The sequence below is a fragment of the Polynucleobacter sp. 35-46-11 genome (assembly GCF_002281105.1).
In genome coordinates this window covers 1-4,132 of record NZ_NCFJ01000209.1, presented here as the reverse complement: position 1 = coordinate 4,132, position 4,132 = coordinate 1, and the positions used below count along the sequence as shown (strand labels likewise).

The window sequence follows — 4,132 nt, the reverse complement described above, 5'->3', positions numbered from 1 at the left end:
CAATGGTTCAAGCGGGTAAGGGTATTACTGAAATGCTTTTGGGTAGCGAGGATCTCTAATGCGACATATTATTTCTGTATTGATAGAGAACGAACCAGGCGCATTGTCCCGAGTTGTTGGCTTGTTCTCTGCACGTGGCTACAACATTGAAACCTTAAGTGTTGCACCTACTGAAGATCCCTCACTTTCTCGTATGACGATAGTCACGATTGGCTCTGAGGATGTGATTGAGCAAATTACAAAACACTTAAATCGCTTGGTTGAAGTGGTGAAGGTATTTGATTTGACTGAAGGCCCTCATATCGAGCGTGAGTTGATGATGATTAAAGTTCGCGCGGTAGGTAAGGAGCGTGAAGAGTTGAAGCGTACAACGGATATCTTCCGTGGTCGCATCATTGATGTGACTGATAAGAGCTACACCATTGAATTGACTGGTGATGGCGCTAAATTGGATGCCTTTATTGATTCGATTGATCGTGCATCAATTCTGGAAACTGTCCGTTCGGGTGGTTCTGGTATTGGGCGCGGTGAACGCATTCTCAAGGTTTAATTTTTTTAACTGATTACTGAATTAACTACATTTTCAATACAAGGAAAGAGCATGAAAGTTTTTTACGATAAAGACGCTGATTTGTCCCTCATTAAAGGCAAAAAAGTCACCATCATTGGTTACGGTTCACAGGGCCACGCACATGCTTTGAATCTCAAAGATTCAGGTTGCAACGTGACTGTTGGTTTACGTAAAGACGGTGCTTCTTGGAGCAAAGCTGCGAATGCTGGCTTGACAGTTAAAGAGGTTGGCGAAGCTGTTAAAGATGCAGATGTAGTCATGATGCTCTTGCCTGATGAGCAAATCGCTGAGGTGTACAACAAAGAAGTGCATCCAAATATTAAGCAAGGCGCTGCATTGGCATTCGCTCACGGCTTTAACGTTCACTACGGTCAAGTTCAGCCACGTGCCGACTTGGACGTCATCATGATTGCCCCTAAAGCACCAGGCCACACTGTTCGCGGAACTTATGCTCAAGGTGGCGGTGTTCCACATTTGATCGCTGTATACCAAGATAAATCTGGCTCTGCTCGTGATGTTGCTTTGTCATATGCAACAGCAAACGGTGGTGGTCGTGCCGGCATTATTGAAACAAACTTCCGTGAAGAAACTGAAACTGACTTGTTCGGTGAGCAGGCTGTTCTTTGTGGTGGCGCAGTCGAGTTGATTAAAGCTGGTTTTGAAACTTTGGTTGAGGCTGGTTACGCTCCTGAAATGGCTTACTTCGAGTGCTTGCATGAACTCAAGTTGATTGTTGACTTGATCTACGAAGGTGGTATCGCCAACATGAACTACTCTATCTCTAATAACGCTGAGTACGGTGAGTACGTGACTGGCCCACGTGTTGTAACGGAAGATACTAAGAATGCAATGCGTCAGTGCTTGAAAGATATTCAGACTGGTGAGTACGCTAAGAGCTTCATCTTGGAAAACAAAGCAGGTGCACCTACTTTGATTTCACGTCGTCGTTTGAATGCTGAGCATGATATTGAGATAGTTGGTGCTAAGTTGCGCGCGATGATGCCTTGGATTGCAAAGAACAAGTTAGTTGACCAAACCAAGAACTAAGCAGCATTAAAGTAACAAGCAGTTAGAAATTAATAGCAGTAACTAAAAAGGCTCAGAACAAAGATGATGTATCCGCACCCCATTATTGCGAAAGAAGGTTGGCCGTATTTGGCATTAGTGGGGGCTATTACTTTGCTAGTCCACTACCTAGGTGGTATTGCGTGGTCATGGCCTTTGTGGATCATCTTTATCTTTGTTCTGCAGTTCTTCCGCGATCCACAGCGTATTGCTGCCATCGGTCGTGACTTAGTTTTATCTCCAGCTGACGGCCGTATTGTCGTTGTGGAAAAAGCCAATGACCCTTATGCGGGTCGTGAAGCTTTGAAGATTAGTGTTTTCATGAATGTATTTAACGTTCACTCCAACCGTAGCGCAGTCAATGGCTTGGTAAAAGAGGTTCAGTATTTCCCTGGCAAGTTTGTGAATGCCGATCTAGATAAAGCCTCTACTGAGAATGAGCGTAATGCTGTGGTGATTGATGCCAATGGCCAAATCGTGACTTTGGTTCAAGTTGCAGGGCTTATTGCCCGCCGTATTCTCTGTTATATCCATGTGGGCGATAGACTCAAAGCAGGTGAGCGATACGGCTTTATTCGCTTTGGCTCTCGTGTCGATGTATATTTACCCTTAACAGCCGAGCCTTTGGTCACTGTTGGTGGTAAGGTTTTTGCTACGAATACTGCATTAGCTCGCGTACCCGGCTTAGATTAATTAAGTCGTTTTAACTGGGAATATTCTTTGAGTACATTTCGTCGTCGTGGCCGCATTGACCGTAGTCGCTTAGCACGCACCCGTACCGATCGCACTCAAGATGAGTGGGCGGAGGATCTTGGTGATGAAATTGATTTCGAAGTAGAAGACTTGCACGAGAATAAGCCGCGTAAACGCAGCAAAGGTATTTACCTGCTTCCCAATGCATTCACTACTGCAGCCTTGTTCTGCGGTTTCTTTGCTATCGTCAATGCGATGAACCATCAGTTTGAGATGGCCGCGATTGCCATCTTTGCATCTTTGGTTTTGGATGGCATGGATGGTCGTGTTGCACGAATGACAAATACCCAAAGTGCTTTTGGCGAACAGTACGATTCTTTGGCTGACATGGTGTCATTTGGCGTAGCTCCAGCGCTTGTGGCTTATGAGTGGGCTCTAAAAGATTTAGGTAAGTGGGGTTGGTTAGCTGCCTTTACCTATTGCGCCGGTGCTGCTTTGCGCTTGGCTCGTTTTAACGTCAATACCGGTGTTGTTGATAAGAAGTTTTTCCAGGGATTGCCAAGTCCAGCTGCTGGCTCATTAATGGCCGGCTTTATCTGGTTGGCTGATGACAATAAGATCCCGGTACGCGACAGTGCGATTCCGTGGATTACTTTCTTCTTGGCTGTTTATGCTGGTTTGACAATGGTGTCCAATGCTCGTTTTTATAGTGGTAAGGCCTTGGATGTTCGCTATCGGGTTCCATTTGGTGTAATGGTCTTAATGATCCTTACCTTTGTGTTGATTTCATCCAATCCCCCTTTAACTCTATTTGGCCTCTTTGTGGTGTATTCCATTTCAGGTTATATCATTTGGGCGTGGGAACGACTGAGTGGTCGCCGTTTTAGCTAAAACTGGATTTTTAGGTTATATTTAAACCATGTTAATGAATTTCTCACTTCTTTCCGGTCTTCTTCTACTAGCACTAAGCCTACAGCTTGGGGCAGGTAAGGCCTGAGTTAATGAGATCAAAGTAAATCATTAGCCACCACATACCAGCCCCAGCAAATTGCTGGGGTTTTTGTTTTTAGATTTGTAATTAAGTAGAAAACATAATTAAGTAAGACTGAACCGGAGAGTAGTGATGAGCGACAAAGTAATCATTTTTGATACCACCTTGCGTGATGGCGAGCAGTCGCCTGGTGCCTCAATGACCAAGGATGAGAAGGTTCGTATTGCACGCCAATTGGAGCGTCTTAAGGTAGACGTGATCGAGGCTGGATTTGCTGCAAGCTCTGAGGGTGATTTTCAGGCTATCTCTGCGGTTGCTGCTGCCGTTAAAGATTCTATCGTATGCTCACTCGCACGCGCCAATGACAAAGACATTACGAGAGCAGCGGATGCTTTGAAAGCTGCTAATGCAAAACGCATTCATGCATTCTTAGCCACTAGCCCATTGCATATGGCAGTGAAGTTGCGGATGTCTCCAGAGGAAGTATTGGAGCAAGCGAAGCGTTCTATTCGTTTTGCCCGAAATTTGGCTGAAGATATTGAGTTCTCGGCGGAAGATGGCTATCGCTCAGAAATGGATTTCTTGTGCAGGGTAGTTGAGGCGGTAATTAATGAAGGTGCAACTACCATCAACATCCCCGATACCGTAGGTTATGCCACACCTGAGTTGTATGGAGAGTTCATTAGAACTTTGCGTACCCGCGTCCCGAATTCAGATAAAGCAGTCTGGTCTGTTCATTGCCACAATGACTTGGGTATGGCTGTTGCTAATTCGTTGGCTGGCGTGAAGATTGGTGGCGCTCGTCAAATTGA

Annotated in this window: 4 protein-coding genes and 1 pseudogene; all 5 read left to right on the top strand. The window is 45.3% G+C overall.

What is annotated here, in order from left to right; genetic code table 11:
- Positions 1-58 precede the first annotated feature (58 nt).
- Positions 59-550: an acetolactate synthase small subunit gene (gene ilvN, locus B7Y67_RS11975; RefSeq protein ID WP_015420909.1), complete on the top strand. Its 492-nt coding sequence runs from the start codon at positions 59-61 to the stop codon at positions 548-550.
- 51 nt (positions 551-601) lie between these two features.
- Positions 602-1,618 (top strand): ketol-acid reductoisomerase, encoded by a 1,017-nt coding sequence (gene ilvC, locus B7Y67_RS11970; RefSeq protein ID WP_215303314.1) that lies wholly within the window; start codon positions 602-604, stop codon positions 1,616-1,618.
- A gap of 63 nt (positions 1,619-1,681) precedes the next feature.
- The gene (locus B7Y67_RS11965) at positions 1,682-2,329 is read left to right on the top strand and encodes a phosphatidylserine decarboxylase (protein WP_293598838.1); all 648 of its coding nucleotides are present in this window, start codon (positions 1,682-1,684) and stop codon (positions 2,327-2,329) included.
- A gap of 27 nt (positions 2,330-2,356) precedes the next feature.
- Complete coding sequence (pssA, locus tag B7Y67_RS11960; protein ID WP_293598837.1) at positions 2,357-3,220, top strand: CDP-diacylglycerol--serine O-phosphatidyltransferase; 864 nt, start codon at positions 2,357-2,359, stop codon at positions 3,218-3,220.
- 232 nt (positions 3,221-3,452) lie between these two features.
- Positions 3,453-4,132 (top strand): annotated as a pseudogene (locus B7Y67_RS11955) (2-isopropylmalate synthase); the annotation flags it as partial.